20 protein-coding genes are annotated in these 18,097 nt (G+C 55.1%); 4 read left to right on the top strand and 16 right to left on the bottom strand.

Annotated features, from left to right (window positions below; all coding sequences use genetic code 11):
- Window positions 1-65: 65 nt before the first annotated feature.
- Window positions 66-641: a superoxide dismutase family protein gene (locus TBK1r_RS23235; protein ID WP_145216135.1), complete on the top strand. Its 576-nt coding sequence runs from the start codon at window positions 66-68 to the stop codon at window positions 639-641.
- Between the two features lie 193 nt (window positions 642-834).
- Here TBK1r_RS23235 and TBK1r_RS23230 read toward each other — a convergent pair whose 3' ends face one another.
- Entirely contained in the window at window positions 835-1,521 is a 687-nt protein-coding gene (locus TBK1r_RS23230; protein WP_419580310.1) for a PrsW family glutamic-type intramembrane protease, read from the bottom strand.
- Window positions 1,522-1,698: 177 nt separating this feature from the next.
- On the bottom strand, window positions 1,699-3,183 hold the full coding sequence (locus TBK1r_RS23225; protein ID WP_145216130.1) for an esterase/lipase family protein: 1,485 nt from the start codon (window positions 3,181-3,183) through the stop codon (window positions 1,699-1,701).
- A gap of 309 nt (window positions 3,184-3,492) precedes the next feature.
- Between TBK1r_RS23225 and TBK1r_RS23220 the strand changes: the two genes are divergently transcribed.
- Window positions 3,493-3,813 (top strand): hypothetical protein, encoded by a 321-nt coding sequence (locus TBK1r_RS23220; protein WP_145216127.1) that lies wholly within the window; start codon window positions 3,493-3,495, stop codon window positions 3,811-3,813.
- A 355-nt stretch (window positions 3,814-4,168) separates the two neighbouring features.
- Here the strand turns inward: TBK1r_RS23220 and TBK1r_RS23215 are convergent, their stop codons facing one another.
- Window positions 4,169-6,277 (bottom strand): SCO family protein, encoded by a 2,109-nt coding sequence (locus tag TBK1r_RS23215; RefSeq protein ID WP_145216124.1) that lies wholly within the window; start codon window positions 6,275-6,277, stop codon window positions 4,169-4,171.
- Window positions 6,278-6,350: 73 nt separating this feature from the next.
- Between TBK1r_RS23215 and TBK1r_RS23210 the strand changes: the two genes are divergently transcribed.
- Entirely contained in the window at window positions 6,351-6,479 is a 129-nt protein-coding gene (locus TBK1r_RS23210; protein ID WP_145216121.1) for a carbohydrate porin, read from the top strand.
- Here the strand turns inward: TBK1r_RS23210 and TBK1r_RS23205 are convergent.
- Both TBK1r_RS23205 and TBK1r_RS23200 read right to left on the bottom strand, forming a co-directional pair.
- Complete coding sequence (locus TBK1r_RS23205; RefSeq protein WP_145216118.1) at window positions 6,476-6,697, bottom strand: hypothetical protein; 222 nt, start codon at window positions 6,695-6,697, stop codon at window positions 6,476-6,478. The two genes, TBK1r_RS23210 and TBK1r_RS23205, sit on opposite strands and share 4 nt — an antisense overlap.
- Before the next feature lie 45 nt (window positions 6,698-6,742).
- Window positions 6,743-6,952, bottom strand: a complete 210-nt coding sequence (locus TBK1r_RS23200; RefSeq protein WP_145216116.1) for a hypothetical protein — start codon at window positions 6,950-6,952, stop codon at window positions 6,743-6,745.
- 658 nt (window positions 6,953-7,610) lie between these two features.
- On the opposite strand from TBK1r_RS23200, the gene TBK1r_RS23195 reads away from it, so the two are divergent.
- Complete coding sequence (locus TBK1r_RS23195) at window positions 7,611-8,288, top strand: DedA family protein (protein ID WP_419580309.1); 678 nt, start codon at window positions 7,611-7,613, stop codon at window positions 8,286-8,288.
- Between the two features lie 416 nt (window positions 8,289-8,704).
- Here the strand turns inward: TBK1r_RS23195 and TBK1r_RS23190 are convergent, their stop codons facing one another.
- The 11 genes from TBK1r_RS23190 to TBK1r_RS23145 form a co-directional block, all read right to left on the bottom strand.
- Entirely contained in the window at window positions 8,705-9,109 is a 405-nt protein-coding gene (locus TBK1r_RS23190; protein WP_145216110.1) for a hypothetical protein, read from the bottom strand.
- Between the two features lie 380 nt (window positions 9,110-9,489).
- A complete protein-coding gene (locus tag TBK1r_RS23185) occupies window positions 9,490-10,194 on the bottom strand; it encodes a VIT1/CCC1 transporter family protein (RefSeq protein ID WP_145216107.1) in 705 nt (234 codons plus the stop codon).
- 57 nt (window positions 10,195-10,251) lie between these two features.
- Entirely contained in the window at window positions 10,252-11,085 is an 834-nt protein-coding gene (locus tag TBK1r_RS23180; protein WP_145216104.1) for a mechanosensitive ion channel family protein, read from the bottom strand.
- 32 nt (window positions 11,086-11,117) lie between these two features.
- A complete protein-coding gene (locus TBK1r_RS23175; RefSeq protein ID WP_145216101.1) occupies window positions 11,118-12,035 on the bottom strand; it encodes a mechanosensitive ion channel family protein in 918 nt (305 codons plus the stop codon).
- Between the two features lie 649 nt (window positions 12,036-12,684).
- A complete protein-coding gene (locus TBK1r_RS23170; protein WP_145216098.1) occupies window positions 12,685-13,467 on the bottom strand; it encodes a glucose 1-dehydrogenase in 783 nt (260 codons plus the stop codon).
- A 99-nt stretch (window positions 13,468-13,566) separates the two neighbouring features.
- The gene (locus tag TBK1r_RS23165) at window positions 13,567-15,978 is read right to left on the bottom strand and encodes a glycoside hydrolase family 15 protein (RefSeq protein ID WP_145216095.1); all 2,412 of its coding nucleotides are present in this window, start codon (window positions 15,976-15,978) and stop codon (window positions 13,567-13,569) included.
- Window positions 15,979-16,107: 129 nt separating this feature from the next.
- The gene (locus TBK1r_RS39010; RefSeq protein ID WP_419580308.1) at window positions 16,108-16,266 is read right to left on the bottom strand and encodes a hypothetical protein; all 159 of its coding nucleotides are present in this window, start codon (window positions 16,264-16,266) and stop codon (window positions 16,108-16,110) included.
- Complete coding sequence (locus tag TBK1r_RS23160) at window positions 16,263-16,574, bottom strand: hypothetical protein (RefSeq protein WP_145216092.1); 312 nt, start codon at window positions 16,572-16,574, stop codon at window positions 16,263-16,265. The genes TBK1r_RS39010 and TBK1r_RS23160 overlap by 4 nt, the downstream gene beginning before the upstream one ends.
- A 60-nt stretch (window positions 16,575-16,634) precedes the next feature.
- On the bottom strand, window positions 16,635-16,829 hold the full coding sequence (locus tag TBK1r_RS23155) for a hypothetical protein (protein ID WP_145216089.1): 195 nt from the start codon (window positions 16,827-16,829) through the stop codon (window positions 16,635-16,637).
- Window positions 16,830-16,928: 99 nt separating this feature from the next.
- Entirely contained in the window at window positions 16,929-17,459 is a 531-nt protein-coding gene (locus TBK1r_RS23150) for a general stress protein (protein ID WP_145216087.1), read from the bottom strand.
- A gap of 81 nt (window positions 17,460-17,540) precedes the next feature.
- Window positions 17,541-17,996, bottom strand: coding sequence for a hypothetical protein (locus tag TBK1r_RS23145; RefSeq protein WP_145216084.1), 456 nt, complete (start codon window positions 17,994-17,996; stop codon window positions 17,541-17,543).
- Window positions 17,997-18,097 lie beyond the last annotated feature (101 nt).

Below are 18,097 nucleotides of genomic sequence, written 5' to 3'. Positions count from 1 at the left end.
TCAGCCACGAGTCACCACACGAACCCTCCAGACGTCGGTGAGTTGAGCTGCAAGGAATCGTCAAAATGGAAAAAGCATTCCCCTACTTTCTCGCCCTCTATGCCCTTTCCCCGATCATACCCAGTGTCACTTATTACCGCCAGCATCACAATGAAACAGATGCGACCGCCGTCAATCCCTCACCCGCAGTTACCAGTGCGTTGTGCGTGGTCAGGCCGCTCGGTGATAGCGGTGTCGAAGGCGCAGTCACATTCGCTCAGAAGGATGGCTATGTGCTCATCGCTGCCGAAGTCACCGGTCTGACACCTGGCGAACACGGATTCCACATTCACGAGTTCGGTGAATGCCATGATGCCGATGGAGCACGCGCCGGTGGTCATTTCAACCCGAACGCGATGCCGCACGGCGGCCCCGACGATTCCCGGCGTCACGCCGGCGACCTTGGCAACCTTGTCGCCGATAGAGAAGGCGTCGCAAAGTATCAACGCAAAGACAAATTGATTCGGTTGAACGGCGAATCGTCGATCCTAGGACGGAGTGTGATCATCCATGCAGACCCAGACGATTTCAAAACGCAGCCGTCCGGCAATGCCGGAAAACGCATCGCTTGCGGAGCGATCGAAGCTGCAATGGAAGATTGATTGCATCAATGTGGTCGCCCGATTGATCTCGCTAGCCTTGGGTTCGACCGACAGGCGGATCATTTCACCATCGATGATCTTGGGCACAAAACGAAGGTAGCCAATCGAATCGGCACAGCCATCGAATCGGCACAACCGCTGCAGTTTCCCATCGGCTGTCGGGAAACCCGAGCATGAGCTCTCTTCTTTGTAATTACGCTAAAGCTTCGTGTTTGCGAGACAGCTTCAGGCACGCCATCGCGGTCATCGCGGTCACAAACACGGACATGATCCAGGATTGAAACACAATCGTGTCCTCCCGCGAGCCTGGGTTGGGTTCGTCCTGAAAAACGGCTTCGGAGAAATCCCCCCAGCCGTGCAGCACGACCGGCACAGCGACCGCCGCGATGATCCAGGCCGTCTGTCGTGATGCCTGCCAACGAGCCAAGCAGAATCCCATGATGACTTGGTAGCTGGGATGTCCTGCCAGGATCGAAACTTGCCGGCCGATCGCCGTTGAATCTGCCGAAGCAGCGTTTGACACCGCGACAACGTTCTCCAGTGTCATGAATCCAATCCCAACAGACGCGGCAATCGCAAGGGTGCCTCGCAGCGAACTTGGCTCACCGGACCACCGAAGCAGTCCTCCCACGGCGACCAACTTCAGAAACTCTTCACAGCAAGCGGCGCCCGCGACTTGCTGAACGAAATCGCGTGACCAACGATCCGTCGGCGCGATTTGATCGACGAGGGTTTCTGCGACGTACACGGGGGCGCATACCAGTGCTCCAGCAATCATTCCGGCAACCAACCATTGAATCGGTAGCGACCTGGGCCGAATCCAAAGCCAGAGCAGAACCCAAACGAGTGTCGGTAGGAGAGAGAGTGTGATTGGTAGCATGCTTTTGTTATAGCCGAAGTCGCCAGACTTTGGGCCAGCACACCCCCAACAGCCCCCACTCGTTAGTGGCACGGCGCAAGCCGACCTCCCTCGCACACTAAAACCGTGCGTGAAATGCCATGGGGCTTGCGCCCCGCCGCTAGGAATATTGAGCATCCAATCTCTTGGCGAGTTCGGCTACGGGCAACGCTCGCTGAGCAATCGAATCAATTGATTGATCGTTGCCGGATCGGACTTGATTTTGGTGTGCTTTGCGTTGATGAACGTTTCCGTCGTCGACCGCTTGTCGGTCGCACTGCTGACCGCAACCACGCCATCGGAGTCTTGCCATGGATGATGCGAGTGCCCAAAACCGATGATCGAATCGACGCGAACGTTGCCAGCAATCGGACACGCGTCGAGTGCCTGCAAAATTTGACTGTTTGGCTTCAATAAATCCACGCACGTGGGCATACGGTGTCGAAGTTGCCAGCGAACCGAATGAGGATTGTTTCGTAGCAAGTCACGATGCTCCGAACGAATCAGTTGCGGTGTCTGAACCAAATGCGTTGCCAATCGAGCAGGCAAGTGATAGGAAATCACCGAACCGCGATGGGGCGTCGCAATGTAGATGACTTGGTCGATTCGAGACGATGGCTCAAAATAAAAATCCCGTTTCAAATCACTCTCAACCTCGGGCGCTAGTTTCAAATCGGCTAGTGATTGTTTGAACGCTGCATCCCAAAGTCGATTTCCGCTCGCGCAACACTGAGCCTTGGCGATCAGTCCACCCGCACTGTGACCGACAATGATCATTCGCTGAAGTGCTGGATCGGTCCCCTTCGGATCGATTCGGTGAATCAAACACTTGATTTGTTGTCGCAGTGCAGCGGCGTTTCCGAGCACCGACAACCCTGACGGATACTCAAAAAACCAAAACTGAAACCGATCGTTGAGGTCTTCGCACTGTCGGAGTTCGTTGATCGTGCCTGCCCAAGTGCTGGCGTCGGATGCCAGTCCATGCACGAAAATGACAGGCGTTTTGCCTCGTTGATACGGTTGCCCCATGAACAACGTCGGGCCTGCGGACGGCTCACTTGGGAACCGATAGTCTTCCAACGCCACCTTCTCTGTCCCAATCATCCCGAAGGCAATCGGCGCAGTGCGGTCGTAGGCCAATCCTTGTTGAGCGGCAACTTTGGGTGCGTACCAATGAAGCTCGTAACTTCCTTCAGTCTGAATCAACATCGCGGTGGCTGCAAACGGCTCACATTCGAGCAGCAACGGTTTAGAACGACGATCTTCGCCGAGCACGACAAAGGCCGTCCCAGGACCATCCGTTGCGTTATGGCATGCTAGGCCTTCGGCGCAGTATTTTCCAACCGGGATAAACTCGCGGAACTCATCATTCGACCATTCAAATCCGTTGGTCTGAAATCGAAGAACGCTTGCCGCTCTACCGGACGCCAGATGGATACCGACCTCCATGTCGATTCGACCAAAGCGGCCCGCGGTTTCCACCAGTTTGGCGACGGCGACCTTGTGAATTGGTGAATTCGGGAGCGTTTCAGTGGCAACGTGGAAATACGCTTCCACGCATGCTGGTTCATCGGCTTGCTCAAGTCTTCGAGCAGAGAGCAGCGCGTCGATGAGCGTCTGCGAGGCATCGCCTACGGACGCCAACGCCGATTCCACCGACGGCGCACACCAATTCACCCGGCGGTGCGAAACGGAACACCCGCAGCACAGCAGAACGAAAAGCAGCGAGAAAACAGGAAAACGCACTGAAGTGGGAGTCTCCAAGAAAGTAGCCCCCCTTTTTGTCGTCAAAATCAGCCGGTTCGCTGAAGTCCAACCCAGAACATTGCCGAGTCGCGGGACATCTAACAGCGGTAACCGAACCCGCCAAGACTTTGAACCAGCACAGCCCAGCAACCCTTACTTGTTAGTGGCAGGGCGAAGCCGTGCGGCCTCGCAGTTTTGCTGACGGGGATGCCCGAGGGCTTCCGCGCAAAACCGCTAAATCTTGAGCCGCAATTCTTCGATTCATCGCGGCTAAATTCCGCTCGTACCGGCAAATCATTGGTCGATGATGAAGAAGCACATTCAATGGGCGGCCTTGCTGACGCTGCCGGACTTGCTGGTTTGATAGCCGCATCCATCTCCAGTCCGATCGCCATCGGGTCGCTACGAATGACCAGGGTGCTCGTTGTGCCGCTATCGACACCGCTGGCCATGTTTGCCGGAGGAGCCCTAACAAGTGCCGCGTTATGTGAAATAGTGCATGCAGATGAGCACGCCAAAGTTGCCTAGCATTTCAGGCAACGACTCCTTGATGGTGCGGCGTTGATCATCGTCACCGGCGAGACGGATCGTCTAGAGGAAGCACAGGCCGTTTTGAAAACCTGTGACGCCGAATCGGTCGAGCGTCACCGTCATCACGATGCATAGGTCCCTAACAGGGGATTGCAATCGCTAGAGCGTTCTACTTGGGCATGTTGCAAAAACGTCCCAACGCCTTATCCCGCATCCGGAAGTTTGCCTCCCTCCGGAGTTGCAATGTGTGGGCAGGCGTTTCCTTGATGATTGCCCACAGCGCGCCCATGCGTACGGGCGGGTATCGTCTGCGTTCGCTGATCTAGCTCAATGGATCGAATCCGTAAGTACATTACTTCATCGCCACCTTTGCGCCCTCCATGATGAGGCGAACTCGCTGGGTGATCTTTTCGGAGGCGACGTTGTCACGGAACGAGGCGACGAAGTTGCCATCGGGGTCGAGCAAGAAGATGTCCGGGGAATGAAGCACCGAGTAGGTGTCGCGATCGGGTAGCGGGCGAGGACGGTACAGCACGCCAAACGCAATCGCGGCCTGTTCGACCTGCGCGGCTGAACCGGTCAACGCGACCAGCCCGTCAAAGCGTTTCGCGTAATCTTCCATCGCGGCCACCGAATCACGCTGCGGATCGACACTGACCAGATACGGTGTGATTTCCAATCCAGACTCTTTCAGTTTATTTGTTGCTCGCACCATGTTCGGTACTGCCGTGGTGCAGCTGCCCGTGCAAGTCGTGTAGCCAAACGTGACCAGCGAGTAGTTGCCGGATAGGTCTTGTTGGCTGACCGCGCGGTTGGACTGATCTCGCAACTCGAACGGGCCGGCCAGTTTCTTGATTTCCAGAGTCGGCAAATGTGGCACATAGCTGTAGAAATCGTCGTAATTATCCTTCGGAAACGTGGGGTCGTAGACTTCGGCGACCGCGACCATGCCGGCGTCTTCGTGCTCCATCAGGTGGCAGTGATAGACGAAGCGACCACAAATGAAGGGTTCGGTAAAATCCATTTTCAACGTCAGGCTGCCACCGGTGGGCACGCTGACCGTGTCGCGGAGTCCGTTTGCTTCCTGCGCCTCACCGTTGATCTTGGTGACCAGAAAGTCACCTTGATGGATGTGAAAAACGTGTAGTTCTTTCGTGTTGTTCGTGATCGTCCATTCTTCGACGCTGCCTAGCGGAATACGAGTGTCAACGCGTTTGGGATCGAACATTTTTCCGTCAACGTAAAACTCGTGCGCCTTGTTGTTTTCGGTAAAAACCACTTCGCGTGTGTGGTCGACCTTCTGAGTCGCGATCTCGTCGATAGCCGGAAACTGATCGGGCGTCGGCAGCTTGATGGGATCAACCGTATCGCCTTTGCAAACCATCGTCGCAATGGTGGCACCCTTGTACTGATCGCCGTCCGGCCCGGTGTCCATGTCCGCCGTCGCGAACTTGTACGTTCCAGCCTTGCCGCCGACCACCAGAAACTCCACTCGCGAAGCCGGAGGAATCAGGTATTCGTTGGTTGGCAACAGTTTTGTCGTACGCATTCCATCACGCGCCAGCACGTGCAGCTCGTGTCCTTCCAATGCAAGCTTGTAATACAGGTTGGCGCTTTGATTGGCGACGCGCCAGAACTGGACTTCGTTCGGGCGAATTTCCAGTGTCGGATTCACCTGACCGTTGACCGTGCGGATGATGGGATCAGAGAGACTGAAATCTCGCGGCAGCCGACCATCCTTGCCGGGGATCGTGTCTTTCAAGACCAGCACACGTTCCTTGATGCCTTTCAGTTGCGGGAACGGGTCGAGCTGGCCTTCGATAATCAGGGTGCCGCTAAGGCCATTCATGACTTGCCGCTGTGAACGACCATGATCGTGCGAATGCATCCAGAACAGTCCTGATTCTTCGGTGATCGGAATTTGCAAGACGTACTCATATTGCTCACCGGAAGCGATCTCCATCAGAACATCATCGGCGGGCGGAAGAGGCGAGACGCCGAGTCCATGAAAGTGCAAGTTGGTCGAACTTCGAAGCTGGTTGTTCAATCGGACGTGGATCGTATCGCCTCGACGGACACGCAGCAACGGCCCGGCATAGTCTCCGTTGAACGGGGTGCCCTGATACTGCGTATCGCCAAATTTGACGGTGGTCTGTTTGGCGGTCAAATCGACACGCAGCACGCCCTTGTGGCTGCGATACGTCATCAGCCCGTCCTCGGAACGCTCACCCTTAGTCGGTTCCCAACTGGCTCGATCCAAGTCGCGCTCATCTGCGACCTCTTTGCTGTCTGCACCGGATGAATCGGACTCTTGCTTGGTCGCCGCCTGTTGCGGACTCGCTTCCGCAACGTCGCCGGAAGAGAAAGCGGTTGGTGTATTGTTCGCGGCATTCTGCTGGCAGCCGATAAAGCAGCCCAAGGGCATCAATGCGACGAGCACACAGGTAAGTTTCGATTTCATCGTGGATTTTCCTCACTAGCAAATGGGCCGTGCCGGATGAACAATTTACCCATTTTCACAGCTCTGAAAACACGTGACGAGGTCTTGTGAGGAACAAGTCAACAAATGGCTTCGCATCCACCCCGACCTTCAATACATTGCGAATCCCGGCGGAAATCGGCAGGAGGACGTGGGGGAAGACCTCAAGCATCATCGCCACTAACACCAACCCAGCACTCGTATTCCACATGCCAGTCCATAGAGCAATGCGACACGGCTGGAATGGTCCAATCGGAACAATTTTGCCAATAGATGTCCGGCGGAGAACGTAAACAAACAGAGCGAGACGGAAACAACGAGTACCTGAATGAGGTAGTCGATGTCTGGCTTGGCGACCAACCACAGGAAGTTACAGCGAAGATGTCGGGCTATTCTTGCCATGCTGGATCGATATTCAGTTTGCGACGTCGGGTGAAATTCGATCGCTCATTTCGTCTTTGGATTTGCCCCGGCCCTTTGTGCTTCCTGCTCCAATCCCTTGATCTCCTCGTGTTGAATCCGTCCACCCAAATTTCCGACACGAGCCATCAGCGCGAAGACAATCACGGAACCGACCAGCAGGGCAATCGAGAATTTTCGATTCTCGCGAAATTTCTTCAGCATGGCAACAAACGCAAGCCCGCCCAGAACCAACATCGCAATGAATGCCGACTCGGCTGCGGATTCGTGGGCGTGGATGTCATCTTTGCTGATCCCCGGAAGGCCCTTATCACCTTCTCGGCGGGTTCGCCAGTGAAATAGGCAGGGATCGTCATCAGGGCCATCAAGACCAACACCACCTTTCCCGCATTGGCGATCCTGTCGTCGCTACGGATCACTCCGTAAGCAAGAAATCCGACGCCAAAAAGCGTGCCGATGATGGGAAAGTGATTCAGTAGCAAGTGCAAGTGAGCGAGATCCATTGGAAATAGTCCTGTTTTGAGAGCAAAGGTTTTTGAGTTGAATCAGGAACGCCGAGAGAAATTTTTGAAAACGGAATTCAGCCCGATCGATTGCAATACATTACCAATGACTGTTTGGATCGTCCGGTCAAATCACCAGGCACGGTTGGATTGGAGGCATGTGCGAATGTTAAGTGATGCTAGACTATCCAACATCATTCATCGAAACCCATCAGGAGTTGAAAGTTGATTCTCGCGGTTGCTGTGTTTGGATCAGTTGGGACCCCGCAGCGTTTGCGAGCGCTGTTGGCCGGTATGCCTGTTCGCGTCATGCGTACCGATCGCGAGCCGCTACTGGATGCCACCCAGAGTGGGTGTCAGCGTATCAGGGAGACGTCAGGGAAGGGCACCCGATGAGCGTCTCCTTTCACCACTTCATGGCACTGGCGAAGCCCTTTCTTGAGCAATACGGATACACGGGCATCTTCGCGGCGCTCCTGCTGGAAAACCTGGGGATGCCATTGCCCGGCGAAACGATGCTGATCGGCGGTGCGCTGGCGGCCTCGCAAGGCAGCATGAGCGTCTTTCTGGTTATCCCTGTCGCGCTTGCGGCATGCATCGTTGGAGACAATCTCGGTTATGCCATCGGTCGCTTCGGCGGTCGCAAATTGTTGGTGCGGTTTGGTCCAAACGTCGGCATTACCGACGAAAAACTGACACGAGTCGAGGACACGTTCCGGCGTCGCGGCGGAGCGATTATTGTCATCGCGCGGTTCGTCGAAGTGCTGCGACAGCTCAATGGAATCGCCGCAGGCTCCGTCGGTTACCCGTGGCATCGTTTTCTCCTGTTCAACACAATCGGAGCCGTTCTGTGGGTCGGTGTCTGGGGCGTGCTTGTTTACTTGTTTGGCACCCAAATGGAACACGCTTTGGTTTGGTTCAAGCACGGAGAGCGTTGGCTGCTCTTCCTTGGGCTGATCGTGGGTGCGGTGATCTTAGCGTGGTACGTGAATCGCAGACGCAAGCGTCAGACGCGGACGATCAATGACGCGGGCGATCAATCTGCTGCAGAGGCTGAAGGCCCAGGTTGACCGGCTTGGGCAAGCCGGCAAGCCAATAGCGCGCAATGGCATCGAGGTTCGTGGACACAGGAAACCGTGTGCCGCCCTCACTCGTTGGGCCGGTGGCGATTTAGTGGTGGTTACTCCATTCTACCTCAATTCAAACAATCAGACTGATTGCTTGATTCATCAGGTGGCTTTGGCACCCGCTTCTGAATCTCTCACAATAGCTGTTTCATCCCTGTAAGCAGCCGCCTTGCGTGCCGAGCCTGTTTTGCGGACAACTCGATCCTGCCGCCCGGCTTCTGAGGCGCCAAAATGTCTTCCAGCAGTTGGCGATGTTGCTTCAATTCGCTTAACACAGTGTAAGCCTCTCCATCAGGATCGTCCTTTCTCTTTGGGCAGTGCATTTCTTTGGCTAGTCGGCTCACACCGGAAGACGTAATTTAGCAGCCCCGCTGCCGCTGCAATTGTAAATGAGCCTCGAAATCACGTTCCGGGCGTTTCGCCAACAATTGCCATCGAGTGGACTGGTTTTGGGAAATCCCTAGCTCTTCAAGTGTCACCCCGGTTCGGCGTGCATTCGATTTTCGGTCGCCTCCGCGCATGCGCATGGTTGCGAGTATGGCTCCTGCTCGTCTTTCAGCCCGCAGTTTTACCTCCGCGGCGTCGTTCTGCATTTCCAACCCGCGTGCGGCAGACTTGGCATACTGTCGAACCGCTTCGGCCTTGTCGCGCACGTCCTTGATTTTGCCGAGGTCGTCCATCGTTGCAAGCGAGCTGCGCAGATTGCCGGGCCATGGTGCCAATGCGCCGCTGGAATTCTCGACATCTGTAATCATCTCTTTCATTTCTTGTAGCTTTCCAGAGTAAGCGTTCTATCGTCCCGCGTTGACGGGAGCGGTAGCGCGGTGGGTTTCTTCCCACTTTTGGAGGAACCCATGGCGCAATTGCTCGACCCACATCTTGCCCGGCAATGGCGAGAGCGACTCGATCGATTTGAGCACTCCGATTTGACTGTCGCAAGCGAGCGAGGCTATCGCCAGCATCATGGATTTTTTGGCCGTAGGTTACCGGCGTCAGCGCCGATGGACTGCGTGCTCGAGACGTGGGAAGCGGCCGCCACCGAGTATACGGGGCTGCGATTGGCCGCCGGCAGTTCCCCCCCGACAGCAAGGCCACCCTGGGTAGATAGAACGCTTACCTTGAAAGTGCCGGCCAGCAATATCGCTCAACCGACCGAAACTCCAAAAGCCCAGCCGATGGCCGATGTAACGGCCATGGCCACCGCGCCCCAAAACACGACTCGCGTGGCTGCTTTCGCAGGCGGAGCACCACCAGCCGACGCGGATAAACCGCCCAGCACGGTCAATCCCGCCAGCGTGGTCACCGCGACAGCAACCGTCGTCCACTTGGTTGGGAACGACAGGGCAATCACCAGCGGGAGCGCCGCTCCCACGGCGAAGGAGGCAGCAGAGGCCATGGCCGCTTGCAGTGGTCGTGCCGCCAGCTCTTCGGTGATCCCCAGTTCATCGCGAAGATGTGTCGTGAGGGCATCTTTGTCGGTCAGTTGTATAGCGACCTGTTTTGCCAGCGGTTCGTCCAAACCACGCTGAACATAGATTTGGGTCAATTCGTCGAGTTCGCTTTCCGGGGTCGTCCGTAGTTCCTCTTCCTCGCGTCGTCGATCCGCCGCTTCCGTATCTGCCTGCGAACTGACGGAAACGTATTCGCCTGCCGCCATCGACATGGCGCCCGCCGTCATCCCTGCCACACCCGATAGCAGAATGGTTTTGTGATCGGTACTTGCCGACGCTACGCCGACAACAATGCTGGCGACCGACAGGATGCCGTCGTTCGCGCCCAATACCGCAGCGCGCAGCCAGCCAATTCGGTCGCTACGATGCAATTCCGGATGAATGTGTTGTGAACTCATGATTGCATTTCAATGATAGGGTTAGCCGAAGTCGTCAAAGCTTGGCTACGAGGGCGTTTATGATTTGGTAAATGAACTCGGCATCGCAAGCGAAATATTCTGTTCACGAAACTTCCTTGTCGTCTGCTCGATGACGTCGCTTTGCACTCTAGCAGCATCGGCAGACGAATCGCAAAGCACTTTAAGTGTCAAAGTCACTCCCGCACCATCGACTTGAGTTGCCAAGCAACTTGAGACTTCCACGACTTTCGGGTGTGTTTTGGTAACGTCCAGCAGAACCTCCCGAGCCGATTCGACTGAGGCTTCGGCGTCGAGGTGGAATGGCAATGCAACCTGCGTTCGCTTCTCCGTCCGAGTCAGATTGATTGTGATTTGACTCGCGATTAGTGAATTGGGAACGACGATCCTTCGATTGTCAGCGGTCTCTAAGACGGTGTAGCCGAGCGTGATGTCTTTCACATATGCTGTTTCGATTCCCGTCGGTGCCGAAAGCTGGATTCGATCCTCCAGCTCAAACGGCCGGTAAATGATTAGCACAACGCCGGCGATCAGATTACTTAACGTGGTCTGTGCGGCGAGCCCAATGACGATCGACGCCACGCTAACGCCGGCCAGCAGCGCCGTTCCGATCGAGCGAAACGCAGGGATGAAATGTGCGTAAAGAACAAGTGCAACGAGATAAATCGTGCTGCGACCAAGTTGATAGAGAAACGAGACATCGCCGTGACTTGTCGTTCCCACAAGGCGTTCTCGTCTGCGCCCAAGCACGAAATTCAACGCTCGAACGGTCGCCCAAGCCAAGAGGAAGAATACAATACCGTAAGCGATCGCCCCGAACCAAGTGTTGGGGTCGAAAGTCGCGTCTTTCAAGAGCGGTTTGAGATGTTCCATTGGATTGTCTCTTCTTTGGTTGCTGTGGCCTCCTAGGAACGTTTGTTGTTTTCATGGGTCAGATTAACGTTCACTGGTGGGAATGAAACGATGTCGTAGGTCGATGAGGCGATCGAGAATTTTTCAGGCACCTTGTCAAATTCATCCATCAGCCGGTTAAAAAGGATGCTTTTTGTGATTCGACGTTGATGGTAGCTTGTCACATAGCGCAGGTTGTACTCAAGCCAGTTGTCGTTAGCGATCAGTGTGACGAGTGGTTCAACCCGAGCGTCTTCGACATCAAACTTGTCTACCAGTTGTGTCCATTCTTTTTGCGCCTGCTCGATGGCCTCTGCCGTGACTTCTGTTGCGACACGTTCCAGAATTTCGACGACCAGTTTTCGATCGCCGCCATATTTGATTGGGATGGTGATTTCATCCCATAGCACAGCAAAGTCTGCGGTGTAGTTGTAAACAGGCGAAGTAAAGATGTTGCTGTTAGAAATGCGAACGACACGCCCGTTGTATTGATCGGCTTTCACCCAACCGCCGATCTCCATGACCGTTGTGACCATCACATTGGTGCCAATCACATCGCCTGTCACGCCGCCCATTTGAATCCGATCGCCAATCTTGTAGTAGGCTCCCGTCGAGTTCGCCATCCATGCCGCGGCGTTCGCAATCACAGCCTGCAATGCGAAAGCAATCCCGGCACTAGCAACTCCCAGGCTGACGCCAAGACTGCCTAGGTTGCTGCTGAAGATGATTGCTACCGAGGCAACGATTAAAAAGAACGTCGTCAGCGAAATTGCCTTGCGAATCCGCCGTCGGTCTTCGGGCTCTTTTACATCGCGCAACAAGAACCGTCTGGCGACCATAGCGGCCAACAATACCGCAACAATGGCAACGGCAAGTTCAAGTCCTTTGTCAAGGAAGGTGTTATTTAAAAGGTTCTTGATATTCGTAAGCATTTAACCTGTCCTGAATAACTATGTGGGTGAATAGGGAATTCTGTTTGCCTTCGAGCGGTTCGCATTTTACCCAATGGACTGCCCACTGTTCTGCAGCTGAACGATCGATGTCGCATCTACAGTTTGAAATCCAGCTGCCCAATCGCTTCCGCCGTCGTCGGATCGCTACTGGTAAGTGATTTGGTCGTTTCCCGCACTTGCTGAATGAAGTTTGCTTCGCCATTTGCGTAGGCAGCATCCCACCTATCAGCGACAGTCTTGAGTAAATCGAATCGTAAACCGAGGGAGGTTGAGGAATCCGGCTTCGCCAGTTCAGCCAAATCCCCTCGCCAAAGTGGTCGCTCGAACGATGAACACCGATCAAGAGGAAATCACGAAGCAGATAGGCGATGATCACAGCGACCGCCCAGGAGAGTGATCGCCGCCAATGCCCGTCTGACCAGAGTTGCCTTTGATTGCCTGATCGAATTCCGGTACTCTCGTCGGACGAATCACGTCCTGACGGTTCGCGACTGGTTGCTGGCAAACTCACGACTCGTCCGTGTTGACAAGAAATCGATGTTCGGCAGGTGGCCGATCGGGGTGATCAGCAAACCGACAGCGAAAAGGAGCACAAGTCCGCAGGATACGACTTTCAGGAGGCGGTAAACTAGCCCCCATGGGAAAAGTTGGGATAGTCGGTCATCCCGCCGTCGATGAAGATGGTTCGACCGGTAACATACGATGCGATGTGAGATACCAACACCACGACCATCTTCGCGACATCTTCGGTTTGACCGATTCGGTTGAGCGGAATTTTTTCCAGCAAGTCTTTCATGCTGTCGGGATCGCTCCAAACCGATTGATTGATAGGCGTTTGGATGGCCCCGGGACCGACGGAGAGGACGCGAATGCTGTGTGGTGCGGCTTCCTGAGCCATCGTCTTGGTCAACATGGCGAGTGCTGCTTTGCTGGCGGTGTAAGCACTGTAGCCCGACCATGCGATCTCTTCGTGAACCGAAGTCATGTTTACAATCACGCCGGATTGATTGGGAACCATTCGCCGGAGGGCTTCGCGGGCGCAATGGTACGCACCGAACAGATTGATCTGGACGACTTTCTGCCATTGGTCAATGTCTGATTCCCAGGTCATTGCGCTAACGCCGTCGATGCCTGCGTTGTTGACCAGGATGTCGATGCCGCCCCAGGCTTGATCAATTCGCTCGAACATGGCAGCCACTTCGATCGGGTCGGAGACATCGGCAGCGATTGCCATCGCATCACCGCCGATTTGCTTGATCTGCTCGACGATGTTGTTGGCGGCTTCGGGATGCGAAACGTAGTTGATGACGACCTTGGCTCCAGATTCGGCCAGTGCCATTGCGATCGACTCGCCGATGCCCGAGTTGGCTCCGGTGACGAGGGTGCGTTTTCCGTCGAGAGTGATATTCATGTGCTTTGTTCGTTCTTGGCAGAACGGCGCAAGCCGTCCGGTATGGGTGTGGTTTGGCTTGGAGGTCGTGCGTTGTGCCGGAGGGCTTGCGCCCTGCCGCTAGGAAATGGCGACCACGTAATCTTGACCTTCCCAGCGTTCATCGTCCCAGTGGAACGTGAACGTAATCGCACCGCCTTTGCCGAGCGAATCGCAGGGAATGTCTGCCGAGAACAACCCGAATTCATTGGGTTTCATCGTCGTGTCTTGTCGGGTCGCCCAGTCGTCGAAACTCCAGTGGACCGAACCGGCTGTTTCGCAGACGATCCGCAACGACTTGCCTTTCGCGATTCGCATTGGCTGATGGGCAAACGTCCAGAATTCCAAATCGCTATTCGGGTTGCCGTGAGCGTATCGCTGGTAAACCGGTTCGATGCGATCAAAACAAGCACCGTCTTTCTGGCTTCGCACCAAGGAAATGTATTCCGCGTGAGCCCAGCACAACGGCATCGCTGATCCAGCGGGGCTGCCGAAAAATAGTTCATGTTCAGGGATGTCATCAGCGTCCCAAAGCTGTTCGGCCAACAATCCTCCATCGCTGGCGAAGCCTTCCATCGCCTTGATGTACGGTGTCACATCACGACCGGCAGCGATTTCGTAGTGACCGCGTTCGCCAGTGATCAGCGGCCAGACACGACCGACTCCGGTGCCGTTGAACGCACTGCCATCGTCATGGTTCCCATAGCCGTCGTGATTGTAGCGGCGCCAACAGGGACCTTGTGGAAGATCACGTTTGAGCACCGCGTCAATCACTTCGATCGAATCGACGACGATGGGATCGTTCCAGGCCAGGATTCCCATCCGAACGAGTTGTAAGAATCCGGCGTCTACCACATTGCGTGCAGGATGGTCTCCGCCGCCGTTGGCCACTTGTAACACCGCTGTGTCCGGATCGGGATTGGCCGAACCGGGATGTGTCGCCTCGGGAGTGATGCGAACAAAGTGCCGTGGATGCCCAGCGACAAGTTCGCCACACGTCGTGACGGTCCATTCGATGAGGGACGCGACCATCCAGTCAGCATAGTCGAGCAGAAACTCGATCTCTCCCGTATCCGAACTCGCCAGAGTTTGGACCGTCTCTACATCATCCAAAGTCTGGCGACTTTGGCTGCGCATTAAATCCGCCGCGCATACGACCGATGAAATAATCGTCGCCAGTGTTGAAGGCGAATATCCGGAGTTCTCTTCCCAGCGTTCTTGTGCCGTGACGGGGCCGTGCAATATCAAAAACCGCATGGCGCGACGGATCATGGTGGTTGGATCAAATTGCCCTTGCGCATTGGCTTCCTTCAGTCGCCAAGCCAACACCACCGGCGCGGCGACTTCATCCAGTTGAACGCCTCGCCAATAGGCGGCGCCGTCGATCGCACTGTTTTGCGGCATTCCGCCATCAGACGCCTGAATACTGGCCAGCCAGACCAACGCCCGAAGCGGCAACTCGGTCTCACCGCAGGCCAATAGTGCCGTCGTGGTTTGCACCATGTCGCGTGCCCACACTAGGTGATAACCACCGGCGTCGGAGTCGTCCTTGGTATCACCCCACGGAATACTCATTGAAGCGACGGTCGCACCGCTAAACGTTTTGTCCTCATGCGCCATCAAAACATGTTGGCTTAGGCGTACCAGCGAAGACGTTTTCGGATCGTCCGACAACTTGGGCTGCTCTGTCCGTTTCCATTGCTCGATGAATTTCGCTCGCTGCCCGGGAAATGGCTTGGCAAACGCTTGCAACAATGCTGTCGCTGCACTCTGCTTGCTGTCACCGAAACTGACACCGATCGTGAATTCCGCTCCTCTCGCAATGTCGATCTCGCCCGTCATCGCGACATTGCCATCACTGGCGACCTCGTATTGCCAATCCATCTGGAAGTTGTCTTTCAGGTCATGCCAGCCGTCACTGGTGCCGACGTAACCGACACTGCGACGGACAAAATCAGTGCTGCAGCCAAGGATCAAATGCACGTCTTCCCGCTCGGCGTGCAAAAAATGCTGGCCCGCGACACCGCAGACCGTTGCAGTATTGCCGGCCCCCGTGTTTTTAACATGTGGTGCCAGCAAAGCGTAGAGCTTTAGCTTTCCCTTGAGAGACTCGTCCGAGATTTGAACTTTCACCGACATCATCACCACAGGCGAATGCGGTTGGCTGATGACTTCTTTGACAATTCGATAGCGACCGTCGCGCTCGGTGCTGGTCAATCGATACAGCATCGCATCGGGATCAGGCCGTTCGCACTGGTGAATCAGATCACGTTTTTCCTCGTGGCAGAACGTTTCGCCATCAGAAATTAGGAACTGCAAGTCGCGTGTGTTGGGCGAATCAACATGCGGGTAGTAAATTTCGTTGATGATGCCGTGGCTGAGTGTGAACCAAACGGGCGAGCTAGCGCTGTACGCGGTTCCGATTCCGACTTTCGCGCTAGAGGTCCAGCGAGGTACAATGCCAGGTGCGCCGGGAGCTTGCAATCGATTCATGTTGTGGTTCCTGATGATTTTCGGGCCAGCGGGTGACGATGCTTAGCGGAAGGCCGCACGCCCTTTCGCACCTCGCGCATCATCAGTGCGAGGCCGAACGGCCTACGCCCCTTCTGCTAAAAATGTGAATTAGTACGACCGACGGTTGGAAAACAAGTTGAAAGCAAAGTTCAACCCGATGGTCAGCAACAAACTGCCGATGATCGAAATGTGCCATTGAAACAGAAAGTTCAAGGCAATCAGGATGGCGACGAAGATGGCGAGGTGACGAAAATAGGTTTTGTTCATGAATGAGAATGGAAGGCTGGAGGGATGCCTGGAGGTGCCTGTGTGGGCAACAACGATTCAAGGTCTGCAAAGCCTTTGCCAATAGCATAGGCTAAGTCGGTCATCGCAAACCAATCTTCGGCTCCTGTGGAAATGGATTCGTCGCACAACTTCATGTATCCATCGTTGAGAAGGTTGAGTTGCCGGTGCAGTGCTTCCCATTGTGGCTTAACATCGGGCCGCTCGCGATGCAAGCGGTTACAAAGATCGTCTTGTTGCATGAATAACTCGAAGATCAGTTCTTCGAGGATGAGTTGCGGGTCAGACATGGTATTTTTAAATTAGATAGGCATGGATTGTTCGTACCGTCCGAAGTCCGGCGGCCTCGACTACGGTGCCCCACCACCATCGATTGCTGGAACGACTTGTCCGCCGCCTTGCGGTCCGATAGCTTCGTCGAGCGACAATACGTAGGCGGCCATCGCCGCCAACATCAACGCGACCGCCGCCCATGCCCTCCAATCGGTGTGAATCGCTTTTTTCCGATGTTGTGGGCGGTGGTTGTGGTGCTTATCTCGCGTCATGTTGAACTCGTCTGCCGTAAAGTGGCGCTGAAATCTGCGTCGTAACCGAACTCACCAAGAGCTTGAGTTCCGTCTGTCTCCCAAGTCTAGCGACTTCGGTTACGCTTGAACGTGGTGATCGACACTGGCGGCGTCGGTCTGATGCAGTGCTTCCTTGGCCTTGGTCAGTTTATCGGTGCTGCCGTGGATCATCACCAAGAACTTGCCCGCTTCGATGCTCGATTCGTACTGAACAATGCTGTCTTTGGGAATGCCGACGCTGTAGATCGCTGCGCCCAAGGCACTCATGCCGCCAGTGACAATCGCGTTCTCCAATGCAGCGACCAGTCCGGCCACCAGCGGACCGCCGACGACCACTGCCCCGATCCCCGGTAGCCAAAACAGTCCTGATCCGACCAACAATCCCCAAATGCCGCCCCAGAACGCGCCGAGTTTTCCCCAATACTTCACTCGGTCGCCAGTGTTGTAGTAGCCGATCGCGTGATCTTCGCTGTGATAGTCGCGCCCGACGATCGAGAGTTGATTCAGTTCGATTCCGCTGGCCTGCAACTGCTTGATGGCGTCTTCGGCTTGAGTGTGGGTGTCATAGATGGCGACGACGGAATCGGGTGTGGTGGTTGTGGATGTCATTTTGCGATTCTCAGTTTCAAAAGAGGGGGGGCAGAAACGCAACGCCGGAAGGCTTGCGCTGAATTCAAGTTTGTTGAAAAACTACTGGTCAGCCATTTCCAAAATGCTGATCGAAAACTGCCGGTCCTTGCGGTCTTCCAGGTCGATCAATTTGGTGAAAAGCTCGTGGATTCGCGGGACCGATGTTTCCTCGGCCAGTTCACGATACATGTCCGTCAGTGCTCGGTCGAACGTTATCACGGCGGCCAAGATTTCGTCGGCGGGCATCTCGTCGTGAAAATTTAATTGTTCCGTAGCTTTCGTGACCGCGTCGTCCGGTACGTACTTGATCCACGTCTGGAGGATCGACTTGGCCGTATCGTTTTCATACCCCGCAAGCGTTTTCTCGAAATTGATTTCATGCCGGGCCATATAGTCCAGCAGCAAACGGATACGCTGATCCGATTCGTGGCCTGCGAGCGACTCCAACTGGTCGGCAAGCTGATGGTGATAGTCGCGAATGAGTTCCAGAATGGCTTTGATTTGAAGCGATGGCATCAGTGCGGCTCCAGTGAATTGACGGGGAGGTGTGTCGAGAGTTCCAGCAACGCATACGGCGGACCAATCAGGATTGAGATTCGCATCCGAACCGTCCAGAG

The sequence above is a fragment of the Stieleria magnilauensis genome (genome assembly GCA_007753675.1).
In the GTDB taxonomy this organism is placed as follows: Bacteria; Planctomycetota; Planctomycetia; order Pirellulales; family Pirellulaceae; genus Stieleria; species Stieleria magnilauensis.
The sequence above is the reverse complement of the archived record's forward strand: the minus strand, read 5'-3'. Positions and strand labels throughout refer to the sequence as shown.